The sequence below is a fragment of the Alcanivorax sediminis genome (assembly GCF_009601165.1).
GTDB lineage: Bacteria > Pseudomonadota > Gammaproteobacteria > Pseudomonadales > Alcanivoracaceae > Alcanivorax > Alcanivorax sediminis.
Genome location: NZ_WIRE01000001.1, coordinates 1747465 through 1767237, shown reverse-complemented (window position 1 = coordinate 1767237; position 19773 = coordinate 1747465). Strand labels below are relative to the sequence as shown.

15 protein-coding genes are annotated in these 19773 nt (G+C 57.2%); 7 read left to right on the top strand and 8 right to left on the bottom strand.

The window, feature by feature from the left end; genetic code table 11:
• Nucleotides 1-37 precede the first annotated feature (37 nt).
• Nucleotides 38-3628: an urea carboxylase gene (uca, locus tag GFN93_RS08035; protein ID WP_153500395.1), complete on the top strand. Its 3591-nt coding sequence runs from the start codon at nucleotides 38-40 to the stop codon at nucleotides 3626-3628.
• A 155-nt stretch (nucleotides 3629-3783) separates the two neighbouring features.
• On the opposite strand, the gene GFN93_RS08030 is transcribed toward uca, so the two are convergent.
• Both GFN93_RS08030 and GFN93_RS08025 read right to left on the bottom strand, forming a co-directional pair.
• Nucleotides 3784-7170: an FG-GAP-like repeat-containing protein gene (locus tag GFN93_RS08030; RefSeq protein WP_194285770.1), complete on the bottom strand. Its 3387-nt coding sequence runs from the start codon at nucleotides 7168-7170 to the stop codon at nucleotides 3784-3786.
• A gap of 232 nt (nucleotides 7171-7402) precedes the next feature.
• Complete coding sequence (locus GFN93_RS08025) at nucleotides 7403-7582, bottom strand: hypothetical protein (protein ID WP_153500391.1); 180 nt, start codon at nucleotides 7580-7582, stop codon at nucleotides 7403-7405.
• A gap of 132 nt (nucleotides 7583-7714) precedes the next feature.
• Between GFN93_RS08025 and rapA the strand changes: the two genes are divergently transcribed.
• The 3 genes from rapA (at nucleotide 7715) to GFN93_RS08010 (ending at nucleotide 12275) form a co-directional block, all read left to right on the top strand.
• Complete coding sequence (gene rapA / locus GFN93_RS08020; RefSeq protein WP_153500389.1) at nucleotides 7715-10585, top strand: RNA polymerase-associated protein RapA; 2871 nt, start codon at nucleotides 7715-7717, stop codon at nucleotides 10583-10585.
• A gap of 2 nt (nucleotides 10586-10587) precedes the next feature.
• Nucleotides 10588-11250, top strand: coding sequence for an alpha/beta hydrolase (locus tag GFN93_RS08015; protein WP_153500387.1), 663 nt, complete (start codon nucleotides 10588-10590; stop codon nucleotides 11248-11250).
• Nucleotides 11251-11810: 560 nt separating this feature from the next.
• On the top strand, nucleotides 11811-12275 hold the full coding sequence (locus tag GFN93_RS08010) for a hypothetical protein (RefSeq protein WP_194285769.1): 465 nt from the start codon (nucleotides 11811-11813) through the stop codon (nucleotides 12273-12275).
• 227 nt (nucleotides 12276-12502) lie between these two features.
• Here GFN93_RS08010 and GFN93_RS08005 read toward each other — a convergent pair whose 3' ends face one another.
• From GFN93_RS08005 to coxB, 4 genes are read right to left on the bottom strand one after another with little or no spacing between them, the layout of a single operon-like run.
• Nucleotides 12503-13381 (bottom strand): cytochrome c oxidase subunit 3, encoded by an 879-nt coding sequence (locus GFN93_RS08005; RefSeq protein WP_153500385.1) that lies wholly within the window; start codon nucleotides 13379-13381, stop codon nucleotides 12503-12505.
• Between the two features lie 28 nt (nucleotides 13382-13409).
• Nucleotides 13410-13985 (bottom strand): cytochrome c oxidase assembly protein, encoded by a 576-nt coding sequence (locus GFN93_RS08000; protein WP_153500383.1) that lies wholly within the window; start codon nucleotides 13983-13985, stop codon nucleotides 13410-13412.
• 21 nt (nucleotides 13986-14006) lie between these two features.
• Nucleotides 14007-15614 carry a cytochrome c oxidase subunit I gene (ctaD, locus tag GFN93_RS07995; protein WP_153500381.1) on the bottom strand — a complete coding sequence of 536 codons (1608 nt, stop codon included), beginning with the start codon at nucleotides 15612-15614 and terminating at the stop codon, nucleotides 14007-14009.
• A 14-nt stretch (nucleotides 15615-15628) separates the two neighbouring features.
• On the bottom strand, nucleotides 15629-16837 hold the full coding sequence (gene coxB / locus GFN93_RS07990; RefSeq protein WP_153500379.1) for a cytochrome c oxidase subunit II: 1209 nt from the start codon (nucleotides 16835-16837) through the stop codon (nucleotides 15629-15631).
• Nucleotides 16838-17231: 394 nt separating this feature from the next.
• Here coxB and GFN93_RS07985 point away from each other — a divergent pair, with 394 nt between their 5' ends.
• Nucleotides 17232-17561, top strand: a complete 330-nt coding sequence (locus GFN93_RS07985; RefSeq protein WP_153500377.1) for a DUF1820 family protein — start codon at nucleotides 17232-17234, stop codon at nucleotides 17559-17561.
• 138 nt (nucleotides 17562-17699) lie between these two features.
• Here the strand turns inward: GFN93_RS07985 and GFN93_RS17455 are convergent, their stop codons facing one another.
• Nucleotides 17700-17825, bottom strand: coding sequence for a hypothetical protein (locus tag GFN93_RS17455; RefSeq protein WP_268885542.1), 126 nt, complete (start codon nucleotides 17823-17825; stop codon nucleotides 17700-17702).
• 87 nt (nucleotides 17826-17912) lie between these two features.
• Complete coding sequence (locus GFN93_RS07980; protein WP_153500375.1) at nucleotides 17913-18197, bottom strand: twin transmembrane helix small protein; 285 nt, start codon at nucleotides 18195-18197, stop codon at nucleotides 17913-17915.
• Nucleotides 18198-18356: 159 nt separating this feature from the next.
• On the opposite strand from GFN93_RS07980, the gene GFN93_RS07975 reads away from it, so the two are divergent.
• Nucleotides 18357-19106 carry an SURF1 family protein gene (locus GFN93_RS07975; protein WP_153500373.1) on the top strand — a complete coding sequence of 250 codons (750 nt, stop codon included), beginning with the start codon at nucleotides 18357-18359 and terminating at the stop codon, nucleotides 19104-19106.
• A gap of 47 nt (nucleotides 19107-19153) precedes the next feature.
• Complete coding sequence (locus tag GFN93_RS07970; protein ID WP_153500371.1) at nucleotides 19154-19768, top strand: thioredoxin domain-containing protein; 615 nt, start codon at nucleotides 19154-19156, stop codon at nucleotides 19766-19768.
• Nucleotides 19769-19773: the final 5 nt, after the last annotated feature.

Below are 19773 nucleotides of genomic sequence, written 5' to 3'. Positions count from 1 at the left end.
ATCTGTCGACGAGACAGCACCACAAGAGAAGAGTGCCATGTTCAACAAGGTTCTGATTGCCAACCGCGGCGCCATTGCCACCCGTGTTATCCGTACCCTTCAGTCACTGGGCGTTCAGGCCGTGGCGGTATTTGCAGAGGCCGACCGGGATTCCCTGCACGTGAGTTGCGCTGACGAGGCCTTTTGTCTGGGCGAAGGTAGCGCCCGGGATACCTATCTGAATCAGGAAAAGCTGTTTGCGCTGATGGAAGAACACGGCGTGGACGCGGTACATCCCGGCTACGGTTTTCTCAGTGAAAACCCGGATTTTGTCAAAGGATGTGAGGCCCGTGGCATTGCCTTCATTGGTCCCACGCCCCAACAAATGGATACCTTCGGCCTCAAGCACACCGCACGCGCCCTGGCCGAAAAAACCGGCGTGCCGCTGTTACCCGGCACCGATCTGCTCACCGACAAGGCCGCAGCGATGAAAGCCGCCGAAAAAATTGGCTACCCGGTGATGCTGAAGAGCACCGCCGGTGGCGGCGGCATCGGTATGCAGATCTGTGGAAGCGCTGAGAGTCTGGATAAAGCCTGGGATTCAGTACGCCGACTCAGCGCCAACAACTTTTCCAATGATGGCGTCTTTATCGAAAAATACATTGCCCGCGCCCGCCATATCGAGGTGCAGGTGTTTGGTGATGGCAAGGGCAAGGCCGTGACGCTGGGAGAACGGGACTGTTCTGCCCAGCGCCGCCACCAGAAGGTGCTGGAAGAAACCCCCGCACCCAATCTGCCGGACCAGGTACGAAGCGAATTACAGGACACTGCGCGAGCACTGATGGAAGCGGTGCAGTATCGCAATGCCGGTACCGTGGAATTCATTCTCGATCAGGACACCAATGCCTTTTATTTTCTGGAAGTGAACACCCGCCTGCAGGTGGAACATGGTGTCACCGAACAGATCTTCGGTGTGGACCTGGTGGAGTGGATGGTCAAGCTCGCCGCCGGCGATCTGCCCACACTGGATTCCCTCGGCCCCTTTACCGCCAAAGGCCATTCCATCCAAGCGCGGATCTACGCGGAAGATCCCAACAAGGATTTCCAGCCCAGCGCCGGACTCTTGACCGCAGTCAACTTCCCCGGTACCGACGGGAAGGCGCTGCGTATCGATCACTGGGTGGAAGCCGGGCTCACGGTGTCGCCACTATTCGATCCCATGCTCGCCAAGGTGATCATCCACGAAGCCGATCGCGACAGTGCCCTGGCGGCACTGAGCCAGACTCTCGATGCCATCACCCTGGAAGGCATTGAAACCAATCGGGAATACGTGCGCGCCATTCTGGCTGACCCGGTATTTGCGGAGGGTCGCATGACCACCCGCTACCTGAACGATTTCAGCTACGCCCCCTTCACCCTGGACGTACTCGCTGGCGGCACCATGACCACGGTGCAGGACTACCCCGGCCGCAGCGGTTACTGGCCGGTGGGCGTGCCGCCCTCAGGCCCCTTCGACAGCCTCAGCTTTCGCCTGGGTAACCGTTTGCTGGGTAACGAGGAAAATGCCGCCGGTCTGGAGCTCACCCTCAACGGCCCGACCCTGAAATTCAATCAGGCCACCCGCATTGCCCTCACCGGCGCCGACATGCAGGCCACTCTTGATGGCGCACCTGTCGCCAGCTATCAGAGTATCGCCGTGCAGGCAGGACAGGTATTAAAGCTGGGCAAGGTCAGCGGCGAAGGCGCCCGCGCCTATCTGACCCTGGCCGGCGGTATTCAGTGCACCCCTTATCTTGGCTCGCGCAGCACTTTTACCCTGGGCCAGTTCGGCGGACATGGCGGCCGCGCCCTGCGTACCGGCGATGTGCTGCATTTCGCGCAAGACACTGTTAGCAGCAACACAGCACCGGCCATCCCGGAAAGCCTGAAACCGTCACTGGGCAAGCAATGGACCTTGCGGGTGATCTACGGCCCCCATGGCGCACCGGACTTTTTCACCGACGATGACATGGCCATGTTCTTCACCACGGACTGGCAGGTGCATTACAACTCCAGCCGTACCGGTGTTCGTCTGGTGGGCCCCAAACCGCACTGGGCGCGCAGTGACGGCGGCGAAGCCGGCATGCATCCGTCCAACATTCACGATAATGCCTACGCTGTGGGCACCGTGGATTTTACCGGTGACATGCCGGTGATCCTGGGTCCGGATGGCCCTTCTCTGGGCGGTTTTGTCTGCCCGGCCACCGTGGTGCTGGCCGACCGCTGGAAGCTGGGTCAGCTGAAAGCCGGTGATACGCTGCGCTTCGAGGCGATCAGTCTGGAAGACGCCGACGCCCTGGCGGCTGAACAGGATGCCTGTGTCAGCGCCTTGAGCGAGCCGGTGAAACAGGTCGGTCCCGCGCCCATTACCACTCCGATTCTCAACACCCTGTCCGAGGATGAAGTCGGTGTCGACGTGGTCTATCGCGCCGGCGGCGATCGCTACCTGCTGGTGGAATACGGCCCGCTGGTGCTGGACCTGCGCCTTCGCTTCCGCGCCGATGCGTTGATGCTGTGGCTGGAGGAGCAAAAGCTCGACGGCGTGATCGAACTGACCCCGGGGATCCGCTCCCTGCAGGTCCATTTTGATCCGCAGATATTGTCCCGCGACGCCCTGCTGGAAACCCTGGCCAACGCCGAACGGGCACTGCAGCAGAAAGATGATCTGGAAGTGCCCTCTCGGATTGTGCACATTCCACTGAGCTGGGATGACGAGGCCTGTCACCAGGCCATCGAAAAATACATGCAGTCGGTACGCAAGGACGCCCCCTGGTGTCCCTCCAATCTGGAATTCATTCGTCGCATTAACGGGCTCGACAGCATTGATGACGTTAAGGCAATCCTGTTCAGCGCCAGCTACGTGGTGATGGGGCTGGGGGATGTGTATCTGGGGGCCCCGGTGGCGACGCCCTACGACCCCCGTCATCGTCTGGTCACCACCAAATACAATCCGGCACGGACCTGGACCGCGGAGAACTCCGTGGGCATCGGTGGCGCCTATCTGTGCGTGTATGGCATGGAGGGGCCCGGCGGGTACCAGTTTGTGGGGCGCACCCTGCAGATGTGGAACCGCTATCGAAAAACCGACGCATTTGATCAACCCTGGTTACTGCGCTTTTTCGACCAGATTCGTTTCTACGAGGTGAGCCACGAAGAGCTCAACCAGATACGCAGGGATTTCCCTAAAGGCGAATACCCGGTGAAAGTGGAAGAGACCACCTTCAGCCTGAGCGCATACCAACAGTTTCTGGACGACAATCAAGAAGACATCAGCGCCTTCACCAGCGCCCGCAATCGAGCCTTCGACGAAGAGCTGCAACGGTGGGTGGAAAGCGGCCAGATCAATTTTCAGTCGGAACAGGACCTGGACGCCAACAACGGTGCCGAAGAAGTGGATGGCACCCCGGTGGAGTCGCCAGTGGCAGGCAGCATCTGGAAATTGAATGTGGCCGAGGGCGACAGAGTGCAACAGGGCGATGTGGTGGCTGTGCTCGAATCCATGAAAATGGAAATCGAAATCTACGCTCCGGAATCCGGCAAGGTGGTCGCCATTGCACGGCAGGAGGGCCAGCAAATCAATGCCGGGCAGGCGATCATGGTGCTGGATTGAATGCAGGAGCGAGTGATGAGTTTCGAGTTGCGAAAGGGTAAACCTGGATACATTAAAGGTTTATGGCTTTTCGAAACTCGCTGCTCGAAACTATTATTACCTTGAGAGCCTGCCTGCAGGCGATTCTTCGCTTGCAGGCAGCTCCTACGGGTTGATCAGGGAACCGCCGAACAGTTGGCCGGCAGGCTGCGCTGGTCAATGATCATGAAACGGTTGGTATCAACACCGCCGCATTGCCAGAGCACGCCATCAGGCCAGGTGACGGTGAGGTCTGCGGTGTCGGCCTCCCCCATACCGAAATGCAAATCCGGCGGGTTCTGGCCATTGAAGTTGGTGTTGGCCATGGCAAAGCGGGTCTGGGTTTGCAGGCCGAAGGTCCCCCCCACATCCCCCATTACCTGCACCCTGGCGCCCAGCGCTTCCGTATTCGGCGACTGGCCAACAAGACGAACAGACAAGAAGCGCTTGCCGGCGCCATTTCCAATCTGGTTACTGTAGAACTGCAGCCCCCTGGAATGATCCAGCAAAGCCACATCAACATCACCATCGCGATCATGATCCAGACAGGTAATGCCACGGCCCTCGCTGGGCAACAGCAGCCCCCAGGCAACGGCTTGATCCACAAAGGTGCCGTCACCCTGATTGATGAACAGACGTGGAAGCGAGTCAAAATACTCCTGAGTGAATTTTTTGTACATCGCTATCATTGTGTCACCCGCTTCCGAGCGGCTGGCCTCGGCGGGGATGGCACCAAAGCCATTCACATGGAACACATCCAGGAAACCGTCATTGTTGAAGTCAGCAAAACACACCCCCCAGCCCCAGTTGCCATCGGCAATGCCGGCAGCATCAGTCACGTTCTCCAGTATCAGCTCGCCAGCGGTGCTGTTATTGCGATAGAGACGGTTTCCGGTCACGCCCCAGTTAGCCTCAGCCTCTCCGTTAGGGTCATAGATCGACGTGACAAACCAGTCCAGGTCACCGTCATTGTCGTAGTCCCCCAGAGTAGACCCCATGCCGTTTTCATCAGTAATAATTGACCGGTCAGTAATATTCGCGAACGTACCGTTGCCGAGTCCTTCCATGACCACACTGGTACCAAAATCGGCTCCCAGTAACAGATCAAGCTCGCCGTCAGCATTGATATCGGCAAACTGCGGTGAGAAATTCCAGGACTGTGAAAGGTCATTATTAGACAGGCCCGCGGCCACGTCATTGTGTTCGAGTTGAGCCCCCCCGTTGTTTTCCCAAAACACGGGGGCCGTCAACACATTGCCTGAGAACCAGTGGGCGAGAAACATCTCTGGATAACCATCATGGTTGGCGTCGGCAAAAGACATACCAAAGGTACTACGACTCATGCTCAAGGACCCGACCGGGTAGTAGCTGCCTTCATCGTTACTGGAATAAATCGGCAACCTTTTCTGTTGCAGGTTTCCCAATAACATCTCACGACGGTAATCACCGTTGAGGTCAATAAAGCCAGAGCCTGTAAACTTGCCACCGGGGTCATCGGTAAGTAGTGACATGGCATCGAAGCCCATTTGCCCTCCTCGATTGCGATAGAACACCATGCTGGATTGATCTCCCCCGGCATAGGCCAGATCCAGCCAGCAATCATCATCCAGATAGGCCGCACTCACCCCACCGGCAATCATCGTCGGCTCAATACTGAAGACGGAATCCAAGTCCCAGGTTTCTGGATAGAAACCATGCGGGTGCAATGGCCTACCCAGCAAATCATAAAGCCCGAAAGAGTACAGGTGGCGAGGCAGAAACACCGGCAGCCCTGAATTCACTGACAGCAGTGAAGGCTCGGCACTACAATCCGCCAATTCAGCAAAAGTAGTTCGGGCGGGTGCCGTAAAGCCCAATGCTACCGTCTTGGGATAATCACCCGGTTCGGCCGGAGGCTCCTGCGGATCTGGGTCCGGGTCCGGCTCTACCGGCACGGTCGGATCCGCTGCAGGGTTTACCCCCACGACCAGCAAATTACCATCTGGATCATCCGCCGCTGCCGGTCGCCACCGGTTCCTGCATTGGTAGTCTTTGACACAGTCATCGGTGAGGGTACGCAGAAACACGCTCAGAGCATTCACTTCCTGCACCGTAAGATCGCGGCCCGGCAACAGCGGTTCAGCCAGCTCAAAACTGGACGCAGACTGCACCATAAGGCTATGCCCCTGCGCATAGTCGTAACCTTCCTTTCCCTGGAACTGTGCGAGTTGCTGCAGCGAAAAATCATAGGACGACAACGCCTGGCGCGGATTGGCATGGTAGCGAATCACCTGGCTCAACTGGTCAAAGGTGCCAGCATGACCATAGGGCATGGTAACTTGAACATTCAGCAGGCTGGGCACACGAAAAGCATACTTGTCCGCCTCAAGGCGAGTGCTGTTCCAGCGGCCGATATCATCCTTTTCAGCGCGCATGAAACCACGGCCAATTTGCGGAAAACCCACGTTGTAGAATTTCTCGTTGGTGAAGAAGTCACCACTATGGCAGGCCGCACAACCCAGCCCCCCTTCGTCCTTGCTGGCAAAAAACAGTCTTGCGCCCTCTTTGGCAGTGGCAGTCAGTGCGGCATCGTTGCCTTGCACATATCGCTTCCATGGGCTCTCAACAAAGATCATGGATGACATGTAAGCAGCCAGTGCACGTTGCACATTCACGACGGTGATCACGTCCTGCGCACTGGCCTGCGGTTGATCAAAAGCCTGGCGGAACAGGGCCAGCCAGTTTTCGCTGCCTTCCGGGGACAGAAAATTGGTATCCACCTCGCCACGCAGCCTTGCCACCAGCCGCTCACGGTACTGCTGTTCCGACAAGGCGCTGAACAGGTAGGCGCGCATTTCATTGTGGTTGGTCAGCGGAAATTTCGAGAACACTTCCAGCAAGCCGTCCGCGCCGGAACCATCTGAAAGGTTACCGGTTTCCGGAGTCCGAATGCTCTGCCCCTTGCCGCCACTTTTCACCTCTGCGTCGAGTACAAACACTCGACCGTCATAGGACAGGCTACGATCATAGAGCGAAGCATTGAAGACGGTCTGGCTGTTTCGATGCATGTTGGGTTTGTCGTCCGCTGCAGGGTCCAGGTCCTTGCTGCTGTCAAGCTGACGGGCCGGACCTGCCTGGGAGGCATCCACGGGGGAGACCCCGATACCCAGAGACAGGGCATCACTTCCGCCAAAGTCCGGCATATGACAGCTGGCGCAGGATGAGGTCAGGTCACCGGACAGACTATGGGAGAAGAACAGCAGCTGCCCCAGCTTGATCCTGGGGTCACTGTCAGGAACCGCCTGGCTCTGTTGGCGGGAAGCCGCGGGATCGCCGGTCAGGCCCTTCTCAGCAATAACACTTCTCAGCCAATCGTCCAGGCCAGGTTCAGGTTCGACGGGATCTGTGGGGTCGGTTGGATCAGTGGGCAACGCTGCCGAGCTGGCAGGGCCACCACCGGAGGAGCCGCCCCCGCCACCGCATCCACCCAGAACAAAAACAACGACAGCGGCGAACAGCACCACAGAAAAACGTGCAAGCGACATCCCAGGGATCATGACAGGGTCCGGCAATCTTGTTGTTATCGCGACGAGAGTGTGTTTTACGTCTCACTTTAATTGGCATTATGGTACAGAAGTTAACCAAACCGCCACACAAAGTTTCACACTCATATCCTGCCAGATAACAGCCTATGCCTTTGTTTTTATTGCTAAAACCACACCATGGACATAAGCCGAAATTTTGTATACTCGCGTTTGAACCTAAGACGACGGTCCCTCAGAGCGCAGTCACCTTCTGCTTGCCACAACGTTCGCAACGGTACACCGTCACCAGCTTCCCCTGCTTCACATCAAATTGCTTTTCCTTGCATACCACCCACTTGTGAAAGCCGTGCTGGCACATGCCCTTGCGAGGCGATTTCTTGGCCGGTTTGCGAAAAGGTACAACATCACCCATAACGAATCAGACTCAGAACGTGGAAAGACAGCATAACAATTGCCTCTTGTGCTGTAATGCTGGCCTGTCAACATCGAAGCGCGGCGCACAAAGCCGTATAATTCGCCCCCCTTGAATCAACCGGCAGTGACAATGACAGATTTCACCCCCGGCCAGCGCTGGCTGAGCGAATCCGAAACCGAACTGGGTCTCGGCATCATCAAGGAACTGGACTACCGTCTGGTCACGGTGGAATACCCGGCAGTTGAGGAAGAGCGCACCTACGCGATCAACAATGCCCCCCTGTCGCGGGTGACGTTTGACGCTGGCGACACCATTCGCACTGAAGGCGAACTGGAACTGGTCGTCGCCGAGGTCAACGAACTCAACGGCCTCAAAGTCTACATGGCGCACCCCGCCGGCGAGCCGGAGAATATTCAGCCGGTCCCCGAAACCCTGCTGGGTCACACGCTGCGACTCAATTCCGCACTGGACCGCCTTCTGTCCAACCAGCTCTCCTCCAACCGCTGGTTTGAACTGCGCGTGGATGCACTCAATGCCCATTGCCAGCAGCAACAATCCCGGATCAAGGGACTGCGTGGCCCTCGCATCGATCACATTGGCCACCAGCTTTATATTGCCGATCAGGTCGCCAATCGCTATGCACCGCGTGTACTGCTCGCTGACGAAGTGGGCCTGGGCAAAACCATCGAGGCCGGCCTGATTCTTCACCAGCAACTGCTTACCGGTCGCGCCAGCCGGGTACTGGTAGTTGTCCCCCCGGCCCTGGTCCACCAGTGGTTTGTGGAGATGGTTCGTCGCTTTAACCTGCACTTTTCTATCTTCGATCGTGAACGGTTGGAGGCGCTGCAGCCGGAGACCAGCATCAAGGACATGCTGGCGCAGATTATCGAGGAAGAAAAAGGGGAAGCCCCGACCAACCGGGACAACCCGTTCATGGCCGAGCAGCTGGTGCTGTGCAGCACCGACTTCCTGGCTGAATGCGATATTGACGACCTGGCCGGTGCCGATTGGGATCTGCTGGTAGTGGACGAAGCCCACCATCTGGAGTGGAGCGAAGACGCGCCCAGCGAAAGTTATCAGCGCGTGGACGCCATTGCCCGCCAGGCCCGCGGTTTGTTGCTGCTGACCGCCACCCCTGAGCAGCTTGGTCTGGAAAGCCACTTTGCCCGCCTGCGGTTGCTGGACCCGGACCGATACCCAAGCCTGGATGCCTTCAGGGAAGAACAGAGCCACTACCAGGAAATTGCACAGCTGGCAGGCGAACTCCATGATCAGCCACGTTGGGACGCTGACCTGGTCAACCGTGCCCAGGCACTTCTGCCCGACATGGCCATTCGCGACTCGGATCGTGATGCGGTATTGGCGGAGCTGCTCGACCGCTCAGGCCCCGGCCGGGTCATGTTCCGGAATACTCGCCACAATATTGCCGGCTTCCCCCAGCGCACGGTGCATGGCTACCCACTGGCTCTGCCGGATGAGTATCGTTATGACAGTGACGAATCCCTGGACGGCCAGCTGCATCCGGAAACCCTGTATCACGATGACCGCTGGTGCACACTGGACCCCCGGGTCAGCTGGCTGGAACAGTTTTTCAAGCAACACCGCCATGACAAAGTGTTGGTGATCTGTGCCAGTCGCCATACTGCCAGCGATCTGCATGCCCATTGTAACTACAAGCTGGGTATGAACATCGCCATGTTCCATGAGGACATGGATCTGATCGAGCGTGACCGCGCGGCGGCGTTCTTTGCCGATGAAGTAGACGGCGCCCAGGCGTTGATCTGTTCCGAGATCGGCTCGGAAGGGCGCAACTTCCAGTTTGCCCATCACCTGGTGCTGCTGGATCTGCCCCTCAACCCTGACCTGCTGGAACAACGCATCGGCCGCCTGGACCGTATCGGTCAGAGGGAGGATATCCAGATCCATGTGCCCTACTTCGAAGGGCATGCCCAGGAGGTGCTGTACCGCTGGTATCACGAAGGCATGAATGCCTTCGAACACACCAACCCCGCCGGGCATGACATTTATTTGCGCAGCCGTGATGCACTGGAACCCCTGCTGAGTAGTGATCCGGAGTACACGGCTATCGATGCCCTGATCGAAGAAACCAGGGTGATCACCGATGAACTGCACACCCTGATGGAAACTGGTCGTGACCGCCTGCTGGAGCTGAGCTCTTGCGACAGTGACAAGGCGGACGCGTTGAAATCCGCCTTGCAGGACGCCGATGATTCGTCTCCCCTTCCCTTCATGCAGCGTGTGTTCGACCGTTACGGTGTGGATCAGGAAGACCATTCCGACACGGCCGTGATTCTCAAGCCCGGTCCACATATGCGTGACGCCTTTCCGGGTCTGCCGGATGAAGGCATCACCATGACCGATGATCGCGCCACTGCACTGAGTCGTGACGACATGCAGTTCCTTACCTGGGAACACCCCATGGTCACTGGCAGCATGGAGATGCTGCTGGGCGAAGACCGTGGCAAGGCTGCTGTCAGCCTGCTCAAGAACCCGCGCATCAAGGCTGGCACCCTTTTAATCGAGGCCATCTACACCGTAGAGTCCATGGCGCCACGTCATCTGCAGGCCGATCGCTTCCTGCCGTGCACCGTAATTCGTCACCTGCTGGATGCCAACGGCAAGAACATCAGCAAGGCAATCAGCCACGAAGGCTTGAGCCAGCAGTGCCACAAGATGGACAAGCCGCTCAGCCGTAAAATTGTTTCCAGCCAGAAACCCTTGCTTGAAAAGCTGCTGAAAGGCAACGAGGCTGCCGCCGTCAAGGAAGCGGACGTTATCATTGCAGAGGCACTGGACGCCATGCGGCAGGAGCAGTCACATGAACTTGCGCGTCTGAAAGCGCTGCAAGCCAAAAACCCGGCGGTGCGGGATGAAGAAGTAGTGGCCCTGGAAACCCAGACGGCACAGCTGGAAAAGCTGCTGGCCAGCGCCCAGTGCCAGCTCAACGCAGTACGCGTCATCGTTGCCGGAGGGGAATAATCATGGCCTTGCTGGACTGCATTGAGATTGAACCGAAACAGACCGCTGTAGCCAGTGTGATATGGCTCCACGGGCTTGGCGCCAGCGGCCATGACTTTGAACCTGTCGTGCCAGAGCTACAGTTACCGGCAGATCTGCCAGTGCGCTTTGTCTTTCCCCATGCGCCGAATATTCCTGTCACCGTGAACGGCGGGATGGTGATGCCGGCGTGGTATGACATCCTGGCCATGGATATTGATCGCAAGGTGGACGAAAGCGGTGTACTCGCCTCCGCTGACGCAGTAGATGCCCTGATCGAACGAGAGTTGGCACGGGGAATTCCCAGCAGCAGGATCATCATCGCCGGTTTTTCCCAGGGGGGGGCGGTGGCCTACCAGTGCGCCCTACGCCACCCCAAACCGCTGGCCGGCTTACTGACGTTGTCCACTTACATGGCCATGCCGGTCAGCCCAAGTAATGCCAATGCCCAGCTACCAGTCATGGTTTGCCACGGCAGTCGGGACCCGGTGGTCCCCGAACAACTCGGCCAGCGAGCCGTGGCCAGCCTCAAGGCCATGGGGCTCAACCCTGAATACCGCAGCTACCCCATGGAGCACATGGTGTGCCTCGAGCAAATTCGCGATATCGGGGAATGGATAAGAGAACGCCTGATGCTTTATGCTTGATGCTTGATACAAAAAGGCCCGCCCGATACCCCGGGCGGGCCTTTTTACGTCGCCCCCCCCCTCTCTATGCCCCGCTGTAGAAGAGCCAACTTGTTGGCTGAAGAGCTCTCCGCAGGCATGGCCTCTGTAGAATGACCACCCGCCTTCGTGCAACAAGTTGACTCTCCTACATATTCGAAATGCGTTTCTGGAATCCTTACCTCGCTTAGGCTCGGATCGCCTGCAGGCAGGTTATTCGCTGCGCTCACCCCTTTGGGGCCGCACTCCGTGCGTTACTCCGCTACGCTACGTTCCTGCAGCGGCTTCGTAGAAATGATAGCGATCGGGAACTTTTAGGGGCTTTCTATCGAATCAAGCGTAGCTTGTAGCTCAGCCCCCCCTTTTACCTTCTTTCACAATCCCTGCGTCCTGTTTGCACATTTCGGACTCAGTCTGAAATGTGCAATCTTTGTGACCACCGGCACATCCAGAAACATTTTGTACCCGGTTAGCCGGCACCATTGTCAGAATGGATAGTCAGACCTGACAGACAGAACGGTCGGACGAATAAGGAGAACCCCATGAAAACTACCACTGTGCTTACCCTTACTGCCCTGCTTGGGCTCAGCGCCGTACCCACCATCAGTCAGGCACGCCCGCCCTGGGAAAAAGAAAAAGCCCAGCAACAGGAAAGCGCCAGGGTGCTGCTGGTGGACAGCCGCCGCGACCGCGACTATTCCGACTACCGCTTCACCACCCGTGAGCGTGAGGCTCTGCGCAACCGCATGAGCCGTCGCGACTATGAATCTCTGCCCCCCGGCTTGCAGAAAAAAGTCGCCCGCGGCGGCAAGCTGCCACCGGGCTGGCAAAAAAAGCTGCAGAAAGGCCAGCGTCTACCCGATGATCTGTACTACAACGGCCAGCGCCTGCCGGTCTACGACGACATCCGTCATATTGATGGTGTCACCGATGTCATCATCGACAATGAAGTGGTCCGGGTCATCGACGCCACCCAAACCATTATCGATGTATTCGGAATTCGCTAAAGGCAGGTTTACTGCAGGGTCCACAGAGATCACGGAGGAAAGACCGCTTTTCCCTGCGACCTCTGTGCGATCTGTGCGGTCCGTGGAGAAACAGGTTTTGATATTGCTTTAGCGTCTGGCGTGATGCGTCCAGCGCCCAGCGCTGCAGAGCCGCCCACAAAAAAGCCGCGCCCTTTTCGGGGCGCGGCTTTTTTGTGGGCAGTGTTGCGTGACGCGTGCAGCGTCTCTTACAGCCAGTACACGGTAACGAACAGGAACAGCCATACCACGTCTACAAAGTGCCAGTACCAGGCACCCGCTTCCCAGGCAAAGCAGTTGTCTTCACTGAAGTGGCCCTTGATCACACGGATCAGGGTAACCAGCAGGAAGATGGTACCGATAGTCACGTGGGCACCGTGGAAACCGGTCAGCAGGAAGAACAGGCTTCCGTAGATACCCGCGTCCAGAGTCAGCCCCATGTCATAGGCATGTACGTATTCCAGTGCCTGCAGGCCCAGGAAGAGCACACCCAAGGCAACCGTGATGGCCTGGAACAGGATCAGGGTACCGCGCTTGCCCTCCAGCAGAGCGTGGTGAGCGATCGTCAGGGTGATGGAGGACACCAGCAGGATCGCGGTATTGATCGCCGGCAAGCCCCATGCGCCCATGGCCTGGGTCATTTGACCGGACGGGGTCTCGGTCAGCGGCCACATGGCCTGGAAATTCGGCCACAGCAGCTCGTGGGTCATGGCGTTGGAGCCTTCACCGGCCAGCCAGGGAATGATCAACCAACGGGTGTAGAACATGGCACCAAAGAAGGCCGCGAAGAACATCACCTCAGAGAAGATGAACCACAGCATACCCTGACGGTAGGATCCGCCCAGCTGGTTGCTGTGCAGTCCGGTCACGGATTCCTTGATGGTGTCGCGCCACCACAGGGCGATCACTACCAGCAACCAGGCCAGACCCAGGAAGAACAGGGGCTTGCCAGTGAAGCTCGGCTCCATATCAGCCATGGTGCTTTGCTGGATGAAGTGAGCGCCGCCCACAGCGGTCATACACAGACCGATGGACGCGGTCAGCGGCCAGGGGCTGCTTTCCGGTACGTAATACTTGTCAGTAGCCATTAAAATTCTCCTCTACAACCAGCTGTTATCAGTTCACAGCCACGCTGTTGTTTTTACCGGCGACCCGCTCTGTCACATCAAAGATGGTATACGACAGAGTGAATTGATTAATGTGACGGGGAATTTCCGGATCCAGATAGAAAATCATCGGCATGTCCTTGCGTTCGCCTGCCGCCAGAGTCTGCTGATCGAAGCAGAAGCACTGGGTTTTATGCAGGTAACGCGCCGCAATACCCGGAGTCACCGAAGGGATGCTCTGGGTCACCATGTCCGAATCTGTGGGGTTGCTGGCATAAAAATGCACCAGGGTGATTTCACCCGGATGCACCTTCACCCGCTTGGTCTCAGAGGTGAACTCACCCGTGATCCCGTCCCCTTTCTGGGTAATAAATTCCACTGTCACGGTACGGTCTTCAACCACTTCAGCCGGAGCATCGGCGGCAGCCGTACTGGATGTCTTTCCATTCAGTCCAGTGATATCACAGATCACGTTATAAAAGGGCACCATGAGGAAGGCAAAGGCAAACATGCCAATCGCCCAGATCACCAGCTTTTTCAGCGTACGCTTGTTGCGCTGTTCCACGCTGAGCTGATTCTCACTCATAGTGCCCTCGCTACGTGTCGGTTACTTGATCACCGGCGGGGTGTCGAACGTGTGGAACGGCGCCGGTGACGGCACTTCCCATTCCAGACCCTCTGCACCTTCCCAAGGCTTGGCCGGAGCCGGCTCGCCCTTCTTCATGGCGCAGCGTACTGCAACCACCAGGAAGATCACCTGGGACAGACCGAACCAGAAGCCACCGATGGAAATCCAGAAGTTGTAGTCCGCAAACTGCAGCGCGTAGTCAGCGTAACGACGCGGCATGCCAGCCAGGCCCACGAAGTGCATGGGGAAGAACAGCAGGTTTGCAGAAATCAGAGAGTTCCAGAAGTGCAGTTCACCAAGCAGCTTGCTGGGCATCACACCGGACCACTTCGGCAGCCAGTAGTAGGCAGCAGCGAAGATAGAGAAGATAGCGCCAGTCACCAGTACGTAGTGGAAGTGAGCTACTACGAAGTAGGTATCGTGGTACTGGAAGTCGATGGGAGTCATGGCCAGCATCAGGCCGGACAGACCACCACAGGTGAACAGTACAACGAAGGCAATCGCCCACTTCATCGGCAGTTCAAAGGTCATGGAACCGCGCCACATGGTGGCCACCCAGTTGAACACCTTCACACCGGTTGGTACGGAGATCAGCATGGTCATGTACATGAAGAACAGGGTGCCGGCCAGCGGCATGCCCACGGTGAACATGTGGTGAGCCCATACCACGAACGACAACAGCGCGATGGACGCAGTTGCGTACACCATGGAGGCGTACCCGAACAGAGGCTTGCGAGCGAACGCAGGGATGATCGCTGACACGATGCCGAAGCTCGGCAGGATCATGATGTACACCTCGGGGTGCCCGAAGAACCAGAAAACGTGCTGGAACAGTACCGGGTCACCGCCACCGGCGGCATCGAAGAAGCTGGTGCCGAAGTGACGATCTGTCAGCATCATGGTCACCACACCCGCCAGCACCGGAATCACGGCAATCAGCAGGAAGGCGGTGATCAGCCAGGTCCATACGAACAGCGGCATCTTCATCAGGGTCATGCCCGGGGCACGCATGTTGAAGACGGTTACCACCACGTTAATCGCACCCATGATGGAGGAAATACCCATCATGTGGACAGACAGGATGAACAGGTCAGTCGACGCCGGGCCATACTTGGTAGACAGCGGGGCGTAGAAGGTCCAGCCGAAGTTCGGTGCGCTGGGGTTACCGGCACCGAAGGCGCTCATCAGCACAGCGAAGATCAGGATGCCAAAGGCGAACGGCAGGATCCAGAAGGACCAGTTGTTCATCCGCGGCAGCGCCATATCCGGCGCACCGATCATCAGCGGGATCATCCAGTTGGCAAGGCCAACCGTGGCGGGCATCACCGCACCGAACACCATGACCAAACCGTGCACGGTGGTCATCTGGTTAAAGAATTCCGGATCCACGAACTGCATGCCGGGCTCGAGGAGCTCGGCACGAATTACCATGGCCATAAAGCCGCCAACCAGGAACATGGCGAAGCTAAACCACAGGTACAGAGTACCAATATCTTTGTGGTTGGTGCTGAACAGCCAACGTTTCAGGCCGGTCGGGGCGTGGTGATGATCGTGATGATCATCATGGGTTGCAGCTGCAGTAGACATTGCTTTCCCCTCCCTTATTCGTGGTCGTTAACGTCGGCGGGCTGAATCAGATCGCCGGTATCGTTGCCGAATGCGTTACGCTCGTAGGTGACCACCGCCGCAATCTGGCGTGGAGTCAGCTGAGCCTTGAAGCTGGGCATGGCGGCACGGCCATTCACCAGCACATCGATATGTTCGTTCAGGTACTCGCTCTTGGTAGCGAAGTCAGTGCCCGCGAACGGAAGACCAATACCACCTTCACCGTTAGCACCGTGACAAAGAGCACACGCAGTGGCGTACACCTGCTGACCTTCTTCCATCGCCTGATCCAGACCCGAGAACGGGGTCAGGTCAGGACCAGATGCGGCCTTTTCCTTCTCTTCGGCGATCCAGGCCTTGAATTCATCCTGGGTAACCACTTCCACAGCAACAGGCATGAAGGCGTGGTTCTTACCACACAGTTCAGCACACTGACCGTAGTAGGTACCTTCCTTGCCTTCCGGCACCAGCGCCCACATTTCGTTGACGAAGCCCGGAATGGCATCTTTCTTGCCGCCGAAGTCCGGCACCCAGAAAGAGTGGATCACGTCGTCGGAAGTCACCAGGAAGCGTACTTTCTGGCCTGACGGGATAACCAGCTTCTTGTCTACTTCCAGCTGGTAGTTGTGATCCTTCTCGGGAGCTTCCTTGCCGACCAGATCTTTGGCGGTGCCATAGGGGAACAGGCCACCAGACAGTACCGGGTTGTTGTACTGCTCCGGCGGGGTCGCCAGGTTGGAGAAGAAGGACACACCAATATTATTGTCGTCCTCGTAGGTCAGGTATTCGTAGCTCCACTTCCAGCGGTAGCCGGTCACCTTTACCGTGAGCTGGGATTCTGCCGTGTCATCCAGTTTGACCAGCACGCGGGTCGCGGGCACAGCCATGGCGATCAGGATCACGAAAGGAATCACTGTCCACAGTACTTCCAGGAAAACATTTTCGTGGAAAGTGGCCGGATTCGGGTTCTTGGAGCGGCGGTGGCGGATCATGGAAATCACGATCAGGCCGAACACCAGCAGACCGATAACGGTCACGATCCAGAGAACGGTAGTGTGAAGGTCTTGAATATCCTGGCTGACCTCGGTAACACCGGGTCGCAGGTCAAGGTTGGAACGTTCGGTCCAGTCGCTTGCGTAGGTCATGCCACTGATCATCAGTGCCGTAAGACCCGCCGCCGCGCGGTGGAACAGAGTTGACTGCATGCGTTTGCTCCCTGTTTTCCCCAGCGATGCCTCTATATGGGCACGCTTGTTCTTTGCCGTTACCGGCACCTGGAAAGCGAAGTTTCAGGATTGATGCGCAGAGAATCCGCTACACCCAACTGTGGACCACAGTGACCAAGGGGGTGGTCATTTACTGCCGTCGCACAGGCGCAATACCAATGAAATCAACCAGCTAGTTCCCAACAGCTGGAGACTCAACAGTTTGAACAGGGTGCGGCAAAATGCCCTATTGCATTTATGGGCGCCAACTCTAGTCATTCGCATGGGTAAAGTCCAGCCAAAGGGCAGGGTTTATCAAGCTTTTCAGGCAGATGCAGCGTTACATTTTGTGCTAGACTCCGTCGCCTTTTTCTGCAATCCAGCGGACACCCCCATGCCAGAAGATCGTCCGATTTATCGAGTGATATTCCTGAATAACGGCAAAACCTACGAAATCTATGCCGGACAGATATACCAAAGCGACCTTTATGGCTTTATTGAAGTAGAAGAGTTTCAGTTTGGCGAGCGAAACGGAGTAGTGGTTGATCCGGCGGAAGAGAAGCTGAAGAGCGAATTCACTGACGTCATCCGCTCCTATATCCCAACCCACGCCGTCATCCGCATTGATGAGGTACGCAAGGAAGGCCCCATGAAGATTTCGGAAGCCCGCGGCCCCAATATCGCCACCCTGACCTTCCCGCCCACGCCGCCGCGGGACAAGTAATCCTGTCACCCGTCTTCAAAAGGCAAAAAAATAGGGCGCCGATGCCATCGAACGCCCTGAGGGTTGCCTGATATTTCTTGAGGAGAAAACGTTTCTTTCAGAGAATTTGTCATTCTCACCTCAGGAAAGTTCCTTCCTTCAGTGAAATTTGGCGTTTTTTTCGCCTGCACCCAACCCATCACGATGCACACGTGACTGTGCCAGCCGTTCGGCTCGGGCCACCAGCTTCACAAAAACCAATAAAATCAAACGCATAGCCACCATGATGCACTCCTGAATCGGCAAATCATGGCTTATAGAGTGCTTTCACCCAGCGAGGGTTCAGCCCCCGCCAGGAGTTTTACCGGGATTTTACTGCTCCGGAACGGAACCAGGATCAGCCGGGGCCTGCTGGTGTATAGGCTGGCCGTACAATTTATTCGGGTTTACATCATGGGGCGTGATCCAGCCCATCAACATGCTGAACAGGATGAACAGGAAAACCCCGGCGGAAAAAGCCACTCGCCAGGCCAGCGCCTTCATGGTTCTGGATTTCCCCTCGCCTTTCTCCCCCTTCACCAGCGCCATCAGCGCTCGGCCCAGCGAAAACACGGCCGCAAGCAGCAGTACAACAACAATCAGCTTTACCCACCACATATATAGGTGACTCCTGTTAGACAAACTGTCCGCAGCCACGCACTGTGCATGGCCGCATCGGGTTGTCCTATGTAGAATGTGCCGCCATTGTAATCATCCGCCAGCGCCATGCACACAGCAGGCTGGTGGCCCAACGGCCAACAGGCAGAGATTTCCACTATGGCAACGCGCACTCGCGTCAGGGCCTACCTGGCTTTGATCGCCCTTTTTGTGGTTGTTGGTACCTGTTTACGCCTGAGCTGGTGGCAGCTGGAGCGAGCCGAACAAAAACGTGTCTGGCTCGAAAGCCAGCAGGAAAAGGCCGAACTTCCTCCTGCCAGTCTGACCACCCTGCTCGCGAATGACGATCCACAACATCGCCGCGCTCAGCTGAGCGGAGAAATCGACAATACTCACCCGGTTTTGCTGGACAACCGCACCCTGAATGGCGTGGCAGGCTACCACTTGCTAAGCCCCATGCTGACGGATGAGGGCCGCTGGGTACTGATCAATCGCGGCTGGCTACCGCGGGGCCCACGCCGCGATGTATTACCCCCGATTCCCTTTGTAAAAGGGCGAATCCAGGTCGAAGGGATCGTTTATCAGTCTCCAGGAGAGGCATTTGTACTCAAAGAAGAGCCATTGCCAGACAATCAATGGCCCCTGCGGGTACAAAAAGTGGATTTTCACGCCATCGGCGAAAAACTTGGGGTAGAATTGGCGCCCTTCGAAATCCGGGTCACCCCGGATCTGTCGCTGGGCGGTCTCGACCCATTACCCAGGCACTGGCAGGACATCACCGTCATGGGCCCACAGCAGCACAAGGCCTATGCGTTGCAATGGCTGGCTCTGGCTATCGCAGCCCTGGTGATTTTCCTGTTCGCCGGGACTCGCGCCCAGAAGCGCCGCCTCACCGGCAAGCCTGAATAAGGTGCTCGTCCCTTTATCCGGCGGCACCATGGAGAACAGACACTGACATGTCACCAAAGACAAAGAACAAGCTGACCCTGCTCGCCATCATCAGCCCCTTTGTGCTGTTTGCCCTGGCAGGCCGCTTTCTGATTGACCCCTGGGAGCTGCCTCGCCAGAACAAGGGGCAACTGCTGATTCCGCATATCGATATCGCCAACCTGGGAGCCAATGATGGCGCCGGGCACTTGTTCGATGACGATGACACGAAAGGCATGTGGTCCATCCTTTATGTCGCAGGCAGCGAATGCGACACCCGCTGCAAAAACGGGCTTTATTATCAAATCCGCCAGGTACGTCTGGCACTGGGCGAGGACATCGACCGGGTTCGCCGTGTGATTGTTCACACCGCCCCCGCGGCTCAAAGCCTGACCGAATTCCTGCACAATAATGTTGAAGGCATGATCTCGATTAATGCCTCCCTGAACGCTGTAGAAAGCGCGCTGGCTCCAGTCTACACTCCGGAACCCAGCCAGCCCGTCGGCGATATCTTTCTGGTCAGCCCGGACGGCCAGATCTTCATGCGTTATCCAACGCACGAAAACATGGAAGCCACCCTGGAAGAAGCGGAAAACATCCGCGTAGACCTCAAACGCACCCTGAAAGGGTCACTGATAGGTTAATCGGC

Coding starts and splice junctions, on each gene's coding strand:
- uca (WP_153500395.1), top strand. CDS start 38: ATGTTCAACAAGGTTCTGATTGCCAACCGCGGCGCCATTGCCACCCGT.
- GFN93_RS08030 (WP_194285770.1), bottom strand. CDS start 7,170: ATGTCGCTTGCACGTTTTTCTGTGGTGCTGTTCGCCGCTGTCGTTGTT.
- GFN93_RS08025 (WP_153500391.1), bottom strand. CDS start 7,582: ATGGGTGATGTTGTACCTTTTCGCAAACCGGCCAAGAAATCGCCTCGC.
- rapA (WP_153500389.1), top strand. CDS start 7,715: ATGACAGATTTCACCCCCGGCCAGCGCTGGCTGAGCGAATCCGAAACC.
- GFN93_RS08015 (WP_153500387.1), top strand. CDS start 10,588: ATGGCCTTGCTGGACTGCATTGAGATTGAACCGAAACAGACCGCTGTA.
- GFN93_RS08010 (WP_194285769.1), top strand. CDS start 11,811: ATGAAAACTACCACTGTGCTTACCCTTACTGCCCTGCTTGGGCTCAGC.
- GFN93_RS08005 (WP_153500385.1), bottom strand. CDS start 13,381: ATGGCTACTGACAAGTATTACGTACCGGAAAGCAGCCCCTGGCCGCTG.
- GFN93_RS08000 (WP_153500383.1), bottom strand. CDS start 13,985: ATGAGTGAGAATCAGCTCAGCGTGGAACAGCGCAACAAGCGTACGCTG.
- ctaD (WP_153500381.1), bottom strand. CDS start 15,614: ATGTCTACTGCAGCTGCAACCCATGATGATCATCACGATCATCACCAC.
- coxB (WP_153500379.1), bottom strand. CDS start 16,837: ATGCAGTCAACTCTGTTCCACCGCGCGGCGGCGGGTCTTACGGCACTG.
- GFN93_RS07985 (WP_153500377.1), top strand. CDS start 17,232: ATGCCAGAAGATCGTCCGATTTATCGAGTGATATTCCTGAATAACGGC.
- GFN93_RS17455 (WP_268885542.1), bottom strand. CDS start 17,825: ATGGTGGCTATGCGTTTGATTTTATTGGTTTTTGTGAAGCTGGTGGCC.
- GFN93_RS07980 (WP_153500375.1), bottom strand. CDS start 18,197: ATGTGGTGGGTAAAGCTGATTGTTGTTGTACTGCTGCTTGCGGCCGTG.
- GFN93_RS07975 (WP_153500373.1), top strand. CDS start 18,357: ATGGCAACGCGCACTCGCGTCAGGGCCTACCTGGCTTTGATCGCCCTT.
- GFN93_RS07970 (WP_153500371.1), top strand. CDS start 19,154: ATGTCACCAAAGACAAAGAACAAGCTGACCCTGCTCGCCATCATCAGC.